At 55.5% G+C, this 16,286-nt stretch carries 15 protein-coding genes; 8 read left to right on the top strand and 7 right to left on the bottom strand.

The window, feature by feature from the left end:
* Positions 1-120: 120 nt before the first annotated feature.
* Complete coding sequence (gltB, locus tag KIF87_RS12070; protein WP_063143593.1) at positions 121-4,581, top strand: glutamate synthase large subunit; 4,461 nt, start codon at positions 121-123, stop codon at positions 4,579-4,581.
* Between the two features lie 9 nt (positions 4,582-4,590).
* Positions 4,591-6,009 (top strand): glutamate synthase small subunit, encoded by a 1,419-nt coding sequence (locus KIF87_RS12065; RefSeq protein WP_193941261.1) that lies wholly within the window; start codon positions 4,591-4,593, stop codon positions 6,007-6,009.
* 30 nt (positions 6,010-6,039) lie between these two features.
* On the opposite strand, the gene sspB is transcribed toward KIF87_RS12065, so the two are convergent.
* From sspB to zapE, 5 genes are all read right to left on the bottom strand, one after another.
* Positions 6,040-6,537: a ClpXP protease specificity-enhancing factor gene (sspB, locus tag KIF87_RS12060; RefSeq protein WP_024906337.1), complete on the bottom strand. Its 498-nt coding sequence runs from the start codon at positions 6,535-6,537 to the stop codon at positions 6,040-6,042.
* Positions 6,538-6,542: 5 nt separating this feature from the next.
* A complete protein-coding gene (gene sspA, locus KIF87_RS12055; RefSeq protein WP_023333624.1) occupies positions 6,543-7,181 on the bottom strand; it encodes a stringent starvation protein SspA in 639 nt (212 codons plus the stop codon).
* Between the two features lie 308 nt (positions 7,182-7,489).
* The gene (gene rpsI / locus KIF87_RS12050; RefSeq protein ID WP_003860436.1) at positions 7,490-7,882 is read right to left on the bottom strand and encodes a 30S ribosomal protein S9; all 393 of its coding nucleotides are present in this window, start codon (positions 7,880-7,882) and stop codon (positions 7,490-7,492) included.
* A gap of 15 nt (positions 7,883-7,897) precedes the next feature.
* Positions 7,898-8,326 (bottom strand): 50S ribosomal protein L13, encoded by a 429-nt coding sequence (rplM, locus tag KIF87_RS12045; RefSeq protein ID WP_006178824.1) that lies wholly within the window; start codon positions 8,324-8,326, stop codon positions 7,898-7,900.
* Between the two features lie 290 nt (positions 8,327-8,616).
* Positions 8,617-9,741, bottom strand: a complete 1,125-nt coding sequence (gene zapE, locus KIF87_RS12040; protein ID WP_213328847.1) for a cell division protein ZapE — start codon at positions 9,739-9,741, stop codon at positions 8,617-8,619.
* Positions 9,742-9,930: 189 nt separating this feature from the next.
* Between zapE and zapG the strand changes: the two genes are divergently transcribed.
* The 3 genes from zapG (at position 9,931) to degS (ending at position 13,027) form a co-directional block, all read left to right on the top strand.
* Complete coding sequence (zapG, locus tag KIF87_RS12035; RefSeq protein ID WP_008502832.1) at positions 9,931-10,329, top strand: Z-ring associated protein ZapG; 399 nt, start codon at positions 9,931-9,933, stop codon at positions 10,327-10,329.
* Between the two features lie 171 nt (positions 10,330-10,500).
* The gene (degQ, locus tag KIF87_RS12030) at positions 10,501-11,868 is read left to right on the top strand and encodes a serine endoprotease DegQ (RefSeq protein WP_213328846.1); all 1,368 of its coding nucleotides are present in this window, start codon (positions 10,501-10,503) and stop codon (positions 11,866-11,868) included.
* A gap of 91 nt (positions 11,869-11,959) precedes the next feature.
* A complete protein-coding gene (gene degS, locus KIF87_RS12025) occupies positions 11,960-13,027 on the top strand; it encodes an outer membrane-stress sensor serine endopeptidase DegS (RefSeq protein ID WP_213328845.1) in 1,068 nt (355 codons plus the stop codon).
* 57 nt (positions 13,028-13,084) lie between these two features.
* On the opposite strand, the gene mdh is transcribed toward degS, so the two are convergent.
* A complete protein-coding gene (gene mdh, locus KIF87_RS12020) occupies positions 13,085-14,023 on the bottom strand; it encodes a malate dehydrogenase (RefSeq protein ID WP_213328844.1) in 939 nt (312 codons plus the stop codon).
* Positions 14,024-14,420: 397 nt separating this feature from the next.
* Between mdh and argR the strand changes: the two genes are divergently transcribed.
* The 3 genes from argR to yhcN (KIF87_RS12005) all read left to right on the top strand — a co-directional run bounded on the left by argR (position 14,421) and on the right by yhcN (KIF87_RS12005) (position 15,909).
* A complete protein-coding gene (gene argR / locus KIF87_RS12015; RefSeq protein WP_023309388.1) occupies positions 14,421-14,891 on the top strand; it encodes a transcriptional regulator ArgR in 471 nt (156 codons plus the stop codon).
* Between the two features lie 375 nt (positions 14,892-15,266).
* Positions 15,267-15,530 carry a peroxide/acid stress response protein YhcN gene (yhcN, locus tag KIF87_RS12010; RefSeq protein ID WP_023309389.1) on the top strand — a complete coding sequence of 88 codons (264 nt, stop codon included), beginning with the start codon at positions 15,267-15,269 and terminating at the stop codon, positions 15,528-15,530.
* 112 nt (positions 15,531-15,642) lie between these two features.
* Complete coding sequence (yhcN, locus tag KIF87_RS12005) at positions 15,643-15,909, top strand: peroxide/acid stress response protein YhcN (protein ID WP_023333630.1); 267 nt, start codon at positions 15,643-15,645, stop codon at positions 15,907-15,909.
* A gap of 62 nt (positions 15,910-15,971) precedes the next feature.
* Here the strand turns inward: yhcN (KIF87_RS12005) and KIF87_RS12000 are convergent, their stop codons facing one another.
* Complete coding sequence (locus KIF87_RS12000; RefSeq protein ID WP_063143598.1) at positions 15,972-16,244, bottom strand: barstar family protein; 273 nt, start codon at positions 16,242-16,244, stop codon at positions 15,972-15,974.
* Positions 16,245-16,286 lie beyond the last annotated feature (42 nt).

The following is a 16,286-nucleotide window of genomic DNA, read 5'->3' as shown; positions in this document are numbered from 1 at the left end:
AAGAGGGCGAATGCGAGGTCCGCGTATGAAACGCAAACCCCGTCGCCATGCTCTTTCTGTGCCTGTGCGCCACGGTAAAGTTCAGTGGGAAGCCCGACGAGCCTGGGGAGGTTCACTGATATGTTGTACGATAAATCCCTTGAGAAGGATAACTGTGGTTTCGGCCTGATCGCCCACATAGAAGGCGAACCTAGCCACAAGGTAGTGCGTACTGCTATTCACGCACTGGCCCGAATGCAGCACCGTGGCGCGATTCTTGCCGATGGTAAAACGGGCGATGGTTGCGGCCTGCTGCTGCAAAAACCGGATCGTTTCTTCCGCATCGTGGCGGAAGAGCGCGGCTGGCGTTTAGCCAAAAACTACGCTGTCGGCATGCTGTTCCTGAACCAGGATCCTGAAAAGGCTGCCGCCTCACGCCGCATCGTCGAAGAAGAACTTCAGCGTGAAACCCTGTCGATTGTCGGCTGGCGCAATGTGCCAACCAACGAAGGGGTGCTCGGTGAAATCGCCCTCTCCTCGCTGCCTCGTATTGAACAGATTTTCGTTAACGCGCCTGCGGGCTGGCGTCCACGTGATATGGAACGCCGTCTGTTTATCGCCCGCCGCCGCATTGAAAAACGTCTCCAGGACGATAAAGAGTTCTACGTTTGTAGCCTCTCTAACCTGGTGAACATCTATAAAGGTCTGTGTATGCCGGCTGACCTGCCGCGCTTCTACCTGGACCTGGCGGACCTGCGTCTGGAATCGGCCATTTGCCTGTTCCACCAGCGCTTCTCCACCAACACCGTTCCACGCTGGCCGCTGGCTCAGCCGTTCCGCTACCTGGCGCACAACGGCGAGATCAACACCATCACCGGTAACCGCCAGTGGGCCCGCGCTCGTACCTATAAGTTCCAGACGCCACTGATCCCTGATCTGCACGATGCCGCGCCGTTCGTGAACGAAACCGGCTCTGACTCCAGCTCAATGGATAACATGCTGGAACTGCTGCTGGCAGGCGGGATGGACATCGTGCGCGCCATGCGTCTGCTTGTGCCACCGGCCTGGCAGAACAACCCGGATATGGACCCCGAGCTGCGCGCGTTCTTCGACTTTAACTCCATGCACATGGAGCCGTGGGACGGCCCGGCGGGCATCGTCATGTCCGACGGTCGCTTCGCTGCCTGTAACCTGGACCGTAACGGTCTGCGTCCGGCACGCTACGTCATCACCAAAGACAAGCTCATCACCTGCGCCTCCGAAGTCGGTATCTGGGATTACCAGCCTGACGAAGTGGTCGAGAAGGGCCGCGTCGGTCCGGGCGAGCTGATGGTTATCGACACCCGCGGTGGGCGCATTCTGCACTCTGCCGAAACCGATCACGATCTGAAAAGCCGCCATCCGTACAAAGAGTGGATGGAGAAGAACGTGCGTCGCCTCGTGCCGTTCGAAGATTTATCGGATGAAGAAGTGGGTCGTCGCGAACTGGACGACGATATGCTTGCGAGCTTCCAGAAACAGTTTAACTACAGCGCGGAAGAGCTGGACTCTGTTATTCGCGTACTGGGTGAAAACGGTCAGGAAGCGGTCGGCTCCATGGGGGACGATACCCCGTTTGCCGTGCTCTCCAGCCAGCCGCGCATCATTTACGATTACTTCCGTCAGCAGTTTGCGCAGGTGACCAACCCGCCAATCGATCCGCTGCGTGAAGCGCACGTGATGTCGCTGGCAACCAGCATCGGTCGCGAGATGAACGTTTTCTGCGAAGCAGAAGGCCAGGCGCACCGTCTGACCTTTAAATCGCCGATCCTGCTGTACTCCGATTTCAAACAGCTCACCACCATGAAAGAGGAGCACTATCGCGCCGACACGCTCGATATTACTTTCGACGTGAACGAAGCGAGCCTCGAAGAGACGGTGAATGCGCTGTGTGACAAAGCCGAACAGATGGTGCGTAACGGTACCGTTCTGCTGGTGCTGTCCGACCGCAATATCGCGAAAAACCGTCTGCCGGTGCCTGCCCCCATGGCGGTTGGCGCTATCCAGACGCGTCTGGTCGATAAGAGCCTGCGCTGCGACGCCAACATCATTGTTGAAACCGCAAGCGCCCGCGACCCGCACCACTTTGCCGTGCTGTTAGGCTTCGGCGCGACGGCGATCTACCCGTACCTGGCCTACGAAACGCTGGCACGCCTGGTGGATACCCGCGCGATCGACAAAGACTACCGCGCGGTGATGCTGAACTACCGTAACGGCATCAACAAAGGTCTGTACAAGATCATGTCCAAAATGGGCATCTCGACCATTGCCTCCTACCGCTGTTCGAAGCTGTTTGAAGCGGTCGGCCTGCATGACGAAGTCGCCAACCTCTGCTTCCAGGGCGTGGTCAGCCGCATCGGCGGCGCCGGTTTTGCTGACTTCCAGCAGGATCTGGTGAACCTGTCCAAACGCGCATGGCTGGCACGTAAGCCGCTGGATCAGGGCGGTCTGCTGAAATACGTTCACGGTGGCGAATACCACGCCTATAACCCGGACGTGGTGCGCACGCTGCAGCAGGCGGTTCAGAGCGGCGAATACAGTGATTACCAGCAGTACGCTGAGCTGGTCAACAACCGTCCTGCGGCAACGCTGCGCGACCTTATTGCCCTGAACCCGGGTGATGAAGCGGTCAGCATTGACGAGGTTGAGCCTGCATCCGAGCTGTTCAAACGCTTCGATACCGCGGCGATGTCCATCGGCGCGCTGAGCCCGGAAGCCCACGAAGCGCTGGCGGAAGCCATGAACAGCATCGGCGGCAACTCCAACTCCGGCGAAGGCGGTGAAGATCCGGCGCGTTACGGCACCAACAAAGTGTCCCGCATCAAGCAGGTGGCATCCGGTCGCTTTGGCGTAACGCCCGCGTACCTGGTCAACGCCGACGTGATCCAGATTAAAGTCGCTCAGGGTGCTAAACCGGGCGAAGGCGGTCAGCTGCCGGGTGATAAAGTTACCCCGTACATCGCCAAACTGCGCTATTCCGTGCCGGGCGTGACGCTGATCTCCCCGCCGCCGCACCACGATATCTACTCTATCGAGGACTTAGCGCAGCTGATTTTCGACCTGAAGCAGGTCAACCCGAAGGCGATGATCTCCGTGAAGCTGGTTTCCGAACCGGGCGTCGGCACCATCGCTACCGGCGTGGCGAAAGCCTATGCGGACCTCATCACCATCGCCGGCTACGACGGCGGTACCGGCGCCAGCCCGCTCTCCTCCGTGAAATACGCGGGCTGTCCGTGGGAGCTTGGCCTGGTGGAAACCCAGCAGGCGCTGGTGGCTAACGGTCTGCGTCACAAGATCCGCCTGCAGGTGGACGGTGGCCTTAAAACCGGCCTCGACATCATCAAAGCGGCGATCCTCGGCGCGGAAAGCTTCGGCTTCGGTACCGGCCCAATGGTTGCGCTTGGCTGTAAGTACCTGCGTATTTGCCACCTGAACAACTGCGCAACCGGCGTGGCTACCCAGGACGAGAAGCTGCGTAAGAACCACTATCACGGCCTGCCGTTCAAAGTGACCAACTACTTTGACTTCATCGCCCGCGAAACCCGCGAGCTGATGGCGCAGCTGGGCGTTAAACGCCTGGTGGACCTGATTGGCCGCACCGACCTGTTGAAAGAGCTGGAAGGCTTCACGGCGAAGCAGCAGAAGCTTGAGCTGTCTAAGCTGCTGGAAACCGCGCAGCCGCACCCTGGCAAAGCGGTCTACTGCACCGAGAACAACCCGCCGTTCGATAACGGCGTGCTGAACGCGCAGCTGTTGCAGCAGGCTAAGCCGTACGTGGACGACAAGCAGAGCAAAACGTTCTGGTTTGATATCCGCAACACCGACCGCTCCGTGGGCGCCTCCCTTTCCGGTTACATCGCGCAAACGCACGGTGACCAGGGGCTGGCGGCGGATCCGATTACCGCGCACTTCAGCGGTACCGCGGGTCAGAGCTTCGGCGTATGGAATGCAGGCGGCGTTGAGCTGTACCTGACTGGCGATGCCAACGACTACGTCGGTAAAGGCATGGCAGGCGGTCTGCTGGCGGTGCGTCCTCCGGTCGGCTCAGCCTTCCGCAGCCATGAAGCCAGCATCATCGGTAACACCTGCCTGTACGGCGCGACCGGCGGTCGTCTGTTCGCAGCAGGCCGCGCGGGCGAGCGTTTTGCGGTGCGTAACTCCGGTGCTATCACCGTGGTGGAAGGCATTGGCGATAACGGGTGTGAATACATGACGGGCGGGATTGTTTGCGTAATGGGTAAAACCGGCGTGAACTTCGGCGCGGGCATGACGGGCGGTTTTGCGTACGTCCTGGACGAAGACGGTGAGTTCCGCAAACGCGTGAACCCGGAGCTGGTGGAAGTGCTGGACGTTGATACGCTGGCTATCCATGAAGAACACCTGCGCGGCTTGATTACCGAACACGTGCAGCATACCGGTTCTTCGCGCGGCGAAGAGATCCTGGCGAACTGGCCGGCGTTCTCTGCGAAATTCGCGCTGGTTAAGCCGAAGTCCAGCGATGTTAAAGCCCTGTTGGGTCACCGTAGTCGTAGCGCAGCAGAGCTGCGCGTGCAGGCGCAGTAAGGAATTCAGATGAGCCAGAACGTATACCAGTTTATCGACCTGCAGCGTGTTGATCCGCCAAAGAAACCGCTGAAGATCCGCAAAATTGAATTTGTTGAAATCTACGAGCCGTTTTCAGAAGGCCAGGCCAAAGCGCAGGCAGACCGCTGCCTGTCCTGCGGTAACCCTTACTGCGAATGGAAATGTCCGGTACACAACTACATCCCGAACTGGCTGAAGCTGGCCAATGAAGGGCGTATTTTTGAAGCCGCCGAGCTGTCTCACCAGACCAACACCCTGCCGGAAGTGTGCGGCCGCGTGTGTCCTCAGGACCGTCTGTGCGAAGGCTCCTGTACGCTGAACGACGAGTTCGGTGCGGTGACCATCGGCAACATCGAGCGCTATATCAACGATAAAGCGTTCGAGATGGGCTGGCGTCCGGATATGACCGGCGTGCGTCAAACCGACAAGCGCGTGGCCATCATCGGTGCAGGTCCGGCGGGCCTGGCCTGTGCTGACGTGCTGACCCGCAACGGCGTGAAGGCGGTGGTCTTTGACCGTCATCCGGAAATCGGCGGTCTGCTAACCTTCGGTATCCCGGCCTTCAAGCTGGAAAAAGAGGTCATGACCCGTCGCCGTGAAATCTTCACCGGCATGGGCATTGAGTTCAAACTGAACGTGGAAGTGGGCCGCGACGTGCAGCTCGACGACCTGCTGAAGGATTACGACGCCGTGTTCCTCGGCGTGGGCACCTATCAGTCCATGCGCGGCGGTCTGGAGAACGAAGATGCGCCGGGCGTGTTTGACGCGCTGCCGTTCCTGATTGCCAACACCAAGCAGATCATGGGCTACGGCGAAACCGCCGATGAGCCGTTCGTCAGCATGGAAGGCAAACGCGTGGTGGTGCTGGGCGGCGGTGATACCGCGATGGACTGCGTGCGTACCTCCATTCGTCAGAATGCGGCACACGTGATCTGCGCCTACCGTCGTGACGAAGAGAACATGCCGGGCTCTAAACGCGAAGTGAAAAACGCGCGTGAAGAGGGCGTGGAGTTCCAGTTCAACATCCAGCCTCTGGGTATTGAAGTGAATGCCAACGGTAAAGTGAGCGGCGTGAAGATGGCGCGCACTGAGATGGGGGCACCGGATGCGAAAGGCCGTCGTCGCGCCGAGATCGTCGCCGGTTCTGAACACGTGATCCCGGCCGATGCCGTGGTGATGGCGTTCGGATTCCGTCCTCACAGCATGGAGTGGCTGGCGAAGCATAGCGTCGAGCTGGATTCACAGGGCCGCGTAATCGCGCCGGAAGGTAGCGATAACGCGTTCCAGACCAGCAACCCGAAAATCTTCGCCGGCGGCGATATCGTTCGCGGTTCTGACCTGGTGGTGACGGCGATTGCCGAAGGCCGCAAGGCGGCTGACGGTATACTGAACTTCCTGGAAGTGTAAAAAAAAACAGGCCCGATTGGGCCTGTTTTTTTATTTCACGACGCGAAGTGCCGGACGACCACCGCGCGGAGGCGGATCGTCATCAGGGTCATTGTCGTCGTGATGATCGGGTTTATCGCCATCAATAAGTGACATCACCGTGTCGCTTTCGCGCTCATCGGATGCGTTGTCATCATTCAGGCTGGCAACATCTTCATCATACGCCGCTTCCGGCTCGAACATGGTACCCGCACCGTTTTCACGCGCGTAGATAGCCAGCACGGCTGCCAGAGGTACGGAAACCTGACGCGGCACGCCGCCGAAACGCGCGTTGAAGCGCACTTCATCGTTTGCCAGCTCCAGGTTACCCACCGCACGCGGCGCAATGTTCAGTACGATCTGTCCGTCACGCGCATATTCCATAGGAACCAGCACGCCCGGCAACGTCACATCCACAACCAGGTGCGGCGTGAGCTGGTTATCCAGCAGCCATTCATAGAAGGCGCGCAGCAGATACGGACGGCGTGGGGTAAGTTGTGACATTTCCACAGTCATTAGCCTCGGCCGAGACGCATTTCACGTTCCGGTTCAGTTAAAGATGCCAGGAAAGAGTCGCGTTCAAATACGCGAGTCATATAGCCCTTCAGCTCTTTCGCGCCAGGACCGCTGAACTCTACGCCCAGGGTTGGCAGACGCCACAGCAGCGGTGCCAGGTAGCAATCCACCAGGCTGAACTCATCGCTCAGGAAGAACGGTTTCTGACCAAACACAGGCGCGATTGCCAGCAGCTCTTCACGCAGCTGCTTACGCGCAGCGTCGGCTTCAGAAGCGGAACCGCTGACGATAACGTTCATCAGCGAGTACCAGTCTTTTTCGATACGCTGCATGTACAGGCGGCTTTCACCACGCGCGACAGGGTAAACAGGCATCAGCGGCGGATGCGGGAAACGCTCATCCAGATATTCCATAATGATACGGGATTCCCACAGGGTCAGCTCGCGATCCACTAGCGTCGGTACGCTTTGGCTCGGGTTGAGATCGATCAGATCCTGAGGCGGGTTATCCTTTTCCACATGCTCGATCTCAAAACTGACACCCTTCTCGGCCAGCACGATACGAACCTGATGGCTATAAATGTCAGTAGGACCAGAAAACAGCGTCATTACCGAACGTTTGTTGGCAGCGACAGCCATGAAAACCTCCAGGTATATTCAGAATTTTTACTGCTACCAGCCCAACAGGGGCCAGCCAGATGTTGTATCGCCCATCCCAGAGAAAACACATTGTTCAAGAAACGAACAAAAATCGAGTATTCACCGATATTTGGGCAGAAAATTGGATGATAGTTTACCAGATTTTGATGGCTTTGTGGTGAGGGGATTCTGGAAATGTGGAAAAAGAGAAGATATATGCATGGAGATTGTGGATAACCTGCGCATTATCCATAAAAAAACCCGCCGAAGCGGGTTTTTCGCCAATCGTTCTGCGTAAGCAGAATGGATTAACGTTTGGAGAACTGTGGACGACGACGTGCTTTACGCAGACCCACTTTCTTACGTTCAACCTGACGCGCGTCACGAGTAACGAAGCCAGCTTTACGCAGTTCAGAACGCAGGGATTCGTCGTACTCCATCAGAGCGCGGGTGATACCGTGACGGATCGCACCTGCCTGACCGGAGATACCACCACCTTTAACGGTGATGTACAGATCCAGTTTTTCTACCATATCAACCAGTTCCAGCGGCTGGCGAACTACCATGCGGGCAGTTTCGCGACCGAAGTATTGTTCCAGAGAACGCTGGTTGATTACGATTTTACCACTGCCCGGTTTGATGAAAACGCGAGCTGCGGAACTTTTGCGGCGACCAGTGCCGTAGTATTGATTTTCAGCCATTGCCTATAATCCCGATTAGATGTCAAGAACTTGCGGTTGCTGTGCCGCGTGGTTGTGCTCGTTGCCTGCGTAAACTTTCAGTTTACGGAACATAGCACGACCCAGCGGGCCTTTTGGCAGCATGCCTTTAACCGCGATTTCAATCACACGCTCAGGACGGCGGGCAATCATCTCTTCAAAGGTCGCTTCTTTGATACCACCGATGTGGCCGGTGTGGTGATAGTACACTTTGTCAGTACGCTTGTTGCCGGTTACAGCAACTTTATCAGCGTTCAGAACGATGATGTAATCACCGGTATCAACGTGCGGAGTGTATTCCGCTTTATGCTTACCGCGCAGGCGACGAGCCAGTTCAGTAGCCAGACGGCCCAGAGTTTTACCGGTCGCGTCAACAACATACCAGTCGCGCTGTACGGTTTCTGGTTTAGCTGTAAAAGTTTTCATTAAAAGCTTACCCAAATAAATAAGTTACACGTTGGTGAACACCCAAACGTTTAGTCAGTTGAGGCTCACACGACAAAGTCCGGCAAACCTACCCCTTCGAATAGCACATGCCGACACATAGAAAGTTTTGGGAAAAAAACCTTCTCGTAACGTGGGGTCGCAAGATTATAGAGAAGTTGAGGTCAAAGATCGACCCTTAAATGCGATTTGGAATGGGTTTTTCGGGGTTAGATATTGTGCGGTCTGGTGCCCTCACCCCCAGCCCCTCTCCCACAGGGAGAGGGTGGCATTTACGGCATATGCTCCAGCTTCAGGTATTCCTCGCTCTGCATCTCCTGCAAGCGCGACAGGCAGCGCTGGAACTCAAACTTCAGCCGCTCGCCCTGGTAAATCTCATATAAAGGTACCTCGGCGCTGACCACCAGCTTGACGTGGCGCTCATAAAACTCGTCCACCAGCGCAATGAAGCGCCGTGCTTCGCTCTCCATCAGCCGCGTCATCACCGGTACACCCAGCACCATCACGGTGTGGAACAGACGCGAAAGCGCAATGTAGTCATGCTGGCTGCGGGCATCCACGCAGAGCGTCGTAAAGGAGACCGCCAGCGTTTGGTTTTCGACGCCAAGGGTGGGCAGCGGGCGATGGTTAATCTCGAGTTCCGGGGCGTGCTCGCGTTTTGCCCCCGCCAGCGCCAGCCAGAGTTTATCCATCTCGCGGGTGGTCTCTGCATTTAACGGCGAAAGCCACAGGTGCGCCTGGGTCAGCGTGCGCAGACGATAGTCAACACCGGCATCGACGTTCATGATATCGCAGTGCTGCTTGAGGGCATCGATGGCGGGCAGGAAGCGTGCCCGCTGCAGGCCGTTACGATAGAGCTCATCCGGCGGGATATTCGACGTGGCCACCAGCGTGATCCCGCGGGCAAAAAGCGCTTTCATCAGGCCGCCTAACAGCATGGCGTCGGTGATGTCAGACACAAAAAACTCGTCGAAGCAGAGCACGTCGGTTTCCGCCTTGAACCTGTCGGCCACAATCTCCAGCGGATCGCTCTTGCCCTGTAGTGCAGTCAGCTCTTCATGCACCCGCAGCATAAAACGATGGAAGTGCAGACGCTGTTTACGTGCGCCGGGCAGGCTCAGATAGAACAGGTCCATCAGCCAGGTTTTTCCGCGACCGACCCCGCCCCACATATATAAACCGCGCACCGGCGCGTGAGCCTGTGGCGCTTTTTTACCGAGCAACCGCCCAAACGCCGCCTTTAGCCCACCGTTCTGTTCGACTTCAGCGGGTTTTGCCGTGAGCTCCTGATAAATCATCTCCAGACGGTTTACCGCCTCACGTTGAACGTCATCAGGCTGATGAGTGCCCTCGTTTAGGGCCAGTTGATAACGCGATGCAGGGGACAGGTTTTGCATAATCTTATTGTTATTCCTTCAATTAACGCTCACCAGCAGACGTGACTGATGAAAAAAAGGCCGTTCTACACTACGCGATGATACGTCAGGATTCCACTTCTGCAGAAATAGCGGTTATAGTGGCATTATCAGGCACAGGCAGGAGCCGAGCCAACACCCTACGGAACAACAAGACAACGGGAGAAGTTCATGACCTGGGAATATGCGCTAATCGGTTTAGTCGTCGGCATCGTCATCGGTGCTGTGGCCATGCGTTTCGGTAATCGCAAATTACGTCAGCAGCAGTCACTGCAGTACGAACTGGAAAAGAACAAAGCCGAGCTGGAAGAGTATCGCGAAGAGCTGGTCAGCCATTTTGCCCGTAGCGCCGAGCTGCTGGACAACATGGCAACCGACTATCGTCAGCTGTATCAACATATGGCAAAAAGCTCCAGCAGCCTGCTGCCGGAAATGACGGCGGAAACCAACCCATTCCGCAACCGTCTGGCTGACTCTGAAGCCGGTAACGATCAGGCGCCCGTTCAGATGCCTCGCGACTATTCCGATGGCGCGTCCGGCCTGCTGCGCGGCGGTGTAAAACGCGATTAATCGCACAACCTGAATTTATTTTACGGGCGCAGCGGTTGCGCCCGTCCTTTCTTGATGACCCCAGCTATCATTTAGTTAAACACCTCATTGTTCAGCGGTTTAAAATTCAATAACATCAACGTGTTTTTAGGGCCGTTTTTCCTTTATTCCAGGTTACGAGAGTCAACATCGATGAAGAAAAAAAACCAGCTGTTGAGCGCTATCGCGTTAAGTGTCGGGTTATCTCTCTCGGCGTCCGTCCCTGTATTCGCCGCCATACCCACCCAGGTACCTGGCCAGGCGGCCATTCCAAGCCTCGCGCCCATGCTGGAAAAAGTGTTGCCTGCGGTCGTCAGCGTTCAGGTTGAGGGCACCGCAGTACAAAGCCAACGCGTCCCTGAAGAATTGAAAAAATATTTTGGCGATGAGTCTCCGGACCAGCAGGCGCAGCCTTTTGAAGGCCTGGGCTCTGGCGTCATTATTGATGCGGCAAAAGGCTATATTCTGACCAACAATCACGTCATCAGCCAGGCCGATAAAATCAGCGTCCAGCTGAACGATGGCCGTGAATTTGATGCCAAACTGATCGGCGGCGATGACCAGAGCGACATCGCGCTGCTGCAGGTGCAAAACCCGAGCAACCTGACCCAGATTGCCATCGCGGACTCGGACAAACTGCGCGTCGGCGATTTTGCCGTCGCCGTGGGCAACCCCTTTGGTTTAGGGCAGACCGCGACTTCCGGGATCGTCTCGGCGCTCGGGCGCAGCGGCCTCAATCTGGAAGGGCTGGAAAACTTTATCCAGACCGATGCCTCAATCAACCGTGGTAACTCCGGCGGGGCATTGCTTAACCTGAACGGCGAGCTGATTGGGATTAACACGGCGATTCTGGCCCCGGGCGGCGGCAGCATCGGGATCGGTTTTGCTATCCCCAGCAATATGGCCAAAACCCTCTCTCAACAGCTCATTCAGTTTGGCGAAGTCAAACGCGGGCTGCTGGGTATTAAAGGTATGGAGATGAGCGCGGATATCGCAAAAGCGTTCAACATCAACGTACAGCGCGGGGCGTTTGTCAGTGAAGTGCTGCCAAACTCCGGCTCAGCAAAAGCGGGCGTGAAGTCGGGTGATGTGATCGTCAGCCTGAACGACAAACCGCTGAGCAGCTTTGCAGAACTGCGTTCGCGGATTGCCACAACGGAACCAGGCGCCAAAGTGAAGCTGGGCCTGATACGTGACGGTAAGCCGCTTGACGTTGAAGTGACGCTGGATAAGAGCACCTCTTCCTCGGCCAGTGCGGAGCTTATCGCCCCGGCGCTACAAGGGGCTACGCTGAGCGATGGGCAGCTGAAGGACGGTACGAAAGGCATTAGCATCGACACCGTCGAAAAGAGCAGCCCTGCGGCACAGGCTGGATTGCACCAGGATGACGTGATCATCGGTGTCAACCGCAATCGCGTGCAGTCCATTGCCGAACTGCGCAAGGTGCTGGAAAGTAAACCGGCGGTTATTGCCCTGCAGGTCATGCGTGGCAATGAGTCTATCTATATTCTGTTGCGCTAAGCATTTGCGACCCGGACATCACCGCTGCGTGTGATGTCCGGATAACTCATGTTATGCTGCAAATCGTTCCTATTTTAACGACACGCGCATCATGCTTTTAAAGCTCTTACGTTCTATTGTCATCGGTTTGATTGTCGCTGGCCTGCTGCTGCTGGCGCTGCCGTCTTTACGTCAGTTCAATAAACTGTCGGCTCCCCAGTTCGATAGCACGGATGAAACGCCGGCCACCTATAACCAGGGCGTCCGCCGTGCCGCACCTGCCGTGGTTAACGTCTATAACCGTGGCCTGAATGCTTCAGCCCATAACCAGTTGGAGATCCGTACACTCGGCTCCGGCGTGATCATGGACGAGCGCGGCTACATTATTACCAACAAGCACGTGATTAACGATGCCGACCAGATCATCGTCGCCCTGCAGGATGGCCGCGTGTTTGAGGCGTTACTCGTTGGATCTGACAGCCTGACCGACCTGGCCGTGCTGAAAATTAACGCCACGGGCGGTTTGCCGGTCATCCCGATCAACCGTAAACGTACCCCGCATATTGGTGACGTCGTACTGGCTATCGGTAACCCTTACAACCTGGGCCAGACCATCACCCAGGGGATTATCAGCGCGACCGGTCGTATCGGTTTGAACCCCTCCGGGCGGCAGAACTTCCTGCAAACCGATGCCTCAATCAACCACGGTAACTCCGGTGGTGCGCTGGTCAACTCGCTGGGCGAGCTGATGGGCATCAACACCCTCTCGTTCGATAAGAGTAACGACGGTGAGACGCCGGAAGGGATCGGCTTTGCCATTCCGTTCCAGCTGGCGACCAAAATTATGGATAAACTGATCCGCGACGGGCGCGTGATCCGCGGCTATATCGGTATCGGCGGGCGTGAAATTGCGCCGATGCATACCCAGGGCGGCGGTATCGATCAGATTCAGGGCATCGTGGTCAACGAGGTGTCGCCTGGTGGCCCGGCCGCTAATGCGGGTATTCAGGTTAATGATGTCATTGTGTCGGTCAACGGCACGCCAGCGGTCTCCGCGCTGGAGACGATGGATCAGGTGGCAGAAATTCGCCCGGGTTCTATCATCCCTGTTGAGGTCATGCGCAACGATAAGAAACTGACGCTGCAGGTAACGATTCAGGAATACCCGGCCACTAACTGACAGGCATAAAAAAACGGAGCGATAAGCTCCGTTTTTTTTACCGGGAGACGGTTCGTTTTACTTGTTAACGAACTCTTCGCCCAGGGTGATATCTTTCTTCAGCGTATCCAGCATGCCTTCCATCGCGTGTTTTTCAAACGCGCTCAGCGTACCAATGGATTTATGCTCTTCGATACCGTTTTTACCCAGCAGCAGCGGCTGAGAGAAGAAGCGAGCGTGTTCGCCGTCGCCTTCAACGTAAGCGCATTCAACAACGCCTTTCTCGCCCTGCAGAGCGCGAACCAGTGACAGACCAAAACGTGCAGCAGCCTGGCCCATAGACAGGGTCGCAGAACCGCCACCCGCCTTCGCTTCCACCACTTCGGTGCCCGCGTTCTGGATGCGTTTAGTCAGGTCAGCCACTTCCTGCTCGGTGAAGCTCACGCCTGGGATCTGCGACAGCAGAGGCAGGATGGTGACGCCAGAGTGACCGCCGATGACCGGAACTTCCACTTCTGTTGGCTGTTTGCCTTTCAGCTCAGCAACAAAGGTGTTGGAACGGATGATATCCAGCGTGGTCACGCCGAACAGTTTGTTTTTGTCGTAAACACCCGCTTTCTTCAGCACTTCTGCCGCGATAGCCACGGTGGTGTTCACCGGGTTAGTGATGATACCGATGCATGCTTTCGGGCAGATTTCTGCAATCTGCTGCACCAGGTTTTTCACGATGCCCGCGTTGACGTTGAACAGGTCTGAACGATCCATGCCTGGCTTACGCGCCACGCCTGCAGAAATCAGCACCACGTCGGCACCCTGCAGTGCAGGACGTGCATCTTCACCGGAGAAGCCTTTGATTTTTACAGCGGTCGGGATGTGGCTCAGGTCAACCGCCACACCTGGGGTTACCGGGGCAATATCGTACAGGGAGAGTTCTGAGCCTGAAGGCAGTTGGGTTTTCAGTAGTAGGGCAAGCGCCTGGCCGATACCACCAGCAGCGCCGAGGACTGCGACTTTCATCCTAAACTCCTTATTATGGTTAACTTAAGTATCTGTAAATCCGTTGCGGCGACCATAATTCAGCAAGTAAATAATTACAATTTTCGTAGCTAAAGAATTTGAGGTCACGCGACTTTATCTCTCATCAGAAGACTATCTGAGGACAGAGGGCAACGCTTTAAGAGGTGGTTACAATACACCCTGCCCCGCCACCAAAACAACATCATTTTGATAACATTTAATTTACTTTTAAGCTTATTTGCGCGGCGTGACCCAGGCATGTTTTCTGATAACGAAATCTGATAAAATCACTCCCTTTCATAACATTATTTCAGCCTACCGCTGGGTAGATAATTTGCATAAAAATTCATCCACATGCATAATAATGTTGTTTCTATCGTCATATTCCGGGTGACTTATGCGAAGCTCGTCTAAGCAAGAAGAATTAGTAAAGGCGTTTAAGGCGCTACTCAAAGAAGAGAAATTCAGTTCTCAGGGAGAAATTGTTCAGGCGCTGCAGGAACAAGGCTTCGATAACATCAACCAGTCGAAAGTCTCCCGCATGTTAACGAAATTTGGCGCGGTGCGTACCCGTAACGCCAAGATGGAGATGGTCTATTGCCTGCCGGCAGAACTTGGCGTGCCGACCACCTCCAGCCCGCTCAAGAATCTGGTTCTGGATATCGATCATAACGACGCCGTCGTGGTGATCCACACAAGCCCGGGTGCCGCACAGCTGATTGCCCGCATGCTGGACTCGCTGGGTAAAACGGAGGGTATCCTCGGGACTATCGCCGGCGATGACACCATCTTTACCACACCGGCTAGCGGTTTCTCCGTGAAAGATCTCCACGAAGCGATTCTGGTTCTGTTCGAACAGGAACTCTAATTCCCTCTCCCCGTAGCGCCGCTGCGGGGATCGTTCTGCTTCTGCTGCGTTTCCCCCTCTTTTCCACTGCCCTTCACTTTGACAAATAGTGCTTTTTACCACCCATTAACATTCATCTGGTGAATGCTAAATCAAAAAATCGCACAAAAAATCAAAAGCGGATATCCATATGATTTAATTAGATATACCCGCCACTAGCGGACAAAAAACGCCCAATATTATGCAATTTGGTTATAAAAAACAGACTGGTTAACACGTAATAACAAGGGAAACCATTAGTCTGGTATTAATTTTTGCCGTTATTAGTGTATACTTGATTTTGTGATGAGGGTCACGAAACAAGACCCCACTAAAAAATTCGACGAGGTAAGAATCATGAAAATCAAATCAACTGTAGCGGCGCTGAGCGTCCTGTCTGTCCTGTCATTCGGTGCTTTCGCGGCTGACTCTATCAATGCTGACCAGGCGCAATCCCGCCAGGCTATCGGTACGGTTTCTGTCGGTGCGGTCGGCACATCGCCAATGGACATGCATGAGATGCTGAACAAAAAAGCGGAAGAACAGGGTGCGTCATCCTATCGCATCATCGAAGCGCGTTCCGGTGACCACTGGCACGCCACCGCTGAGCTGTACAAATAAGTTTTAGTAATAGCTGAAAACGTAAATCTCCACTCAACGGCACCAGGCATAAAAATAGCGGTTCAACCCTTCTCGCCGTTGAGTAAAAAAACCCTATTCAGGAGTAAAGACTATGAAAACCAAATTGATCATCGCAACCCTCGGTCTGGCATCTGTTCTCTCTTTCGGCGCAAGCGCAGCCGTACAGCAGGTGAATGCCGACCAGGCACAAAATCTACAGCGTATGGGCAGCATCTCCGTAACGTCTGTCACCGGTTCACCGATGGATATTCGTCACGAACTTGCCGCCAAAGCTGAAAAAGCAGGCGCCAGCAGCTATCGCGTCACCGAACTGAATCAGGGTGACCACTGGCATGCAACGGCAGAGCTGTATAAATAAACCCTCGTCGTATCTCATCATACGACTTGCCCCTGGCCTCATGGTCAGGGGCTTTTTTTCATTCAATGCCGCGCGTTAAAGCGCAGCTGCCCTTCAAGCTCTTCTTCCGCTTCATCGAACAGCAATATCAGCGCGCCAAAACGTCTGCGAAGCTTATCGGGCAAATGGATGAACTCAATTTCCAGCGGTAGCGGCAACAGACTGCCGGTGACCACGTCCCACAGCGTATCCAGATTCGTCACGCTTTCCCGTTCAAGATCAAACGCCCGGATAAATTCACGGTAGAAGTCTTCCTGACTGTCGATCTCGTCAAAATCAAACGTATAGGTTTTCATTGCCAGCCACCCAGTCCAGGCGAGCGGCAGATGCCGCCCTGT

Origin of the sequence: Enterobacter sp. 120016 (assembly GCF_018383635.1) — a bacterium.
Classification (GTDB): domain Bacteria; phylum Pseudomonadota; class Gammaproteobacteria; order Enterobacterales; family Enterobacteriaceae; genus Enterobacter; species Enterobacter asburiae_D.
The sequence above is the reverse complement of the archived record's forward strand: the minus strand, read 5'-3'. Positions and strand labels throughout refer to the sequence as shown.